Below are 358 nucleotides of genomic sequence, written 5' to 3' on the forward strand. Positions count from 1 at the left end.
GCATGTGCGCGAACTGGAGCGGCATCTGCGCTCCGGCGCGATGCCTCACCAGCAGCTCATGGCGGCCATCGCGCTCTGCTATGCGGGCCTATGCTGCGAGGGCCTGGACCGCAATTTAAGACGCGCAAGCCGCCTTCTCGGCCGCGAGTTGGAGCGCCAGATCCTTGCCGATGGCGGCCATGCCAGCCGCAATCCGCGCGTGATCGTCGATCTGCTGTTCGATCTGCTTCCCTTGCGCCAGATGTTCGCGAGCCGCGAAGTCGATACGCCGGAATCCCTGCTCCACGCCATCGACCGCATGCTGCCCATGGTGCGCCTGTTCCGGCACGGCGACGGCACGCTCTCGCATTTCAACGGC

Annotated in this window: 1 protein-coding gene; it reads left to right on the forward strand. The window is 65.9% G+C overall.

Translation table 11 applies throughout. From position 1 onward, the window contains the following. Nucleotides 1-358, forward strand: a 358-nt coding sequence (locus tag AB4Z42_RS28520) for a hypothetical protein (protein ID WP_442012601.1), incomplete at both ends; no start/stop codon positions are given.

The sequence above is a fragment of the Mycobacterium sp. 2YAF39 genome (assembly GCF_052114565.1).
Classification (GTDB): Bacteria; Actinomycetota; Actinomycetes; order Mycobacteriales; family Mycobacteriaceae; genus Mycobacterium.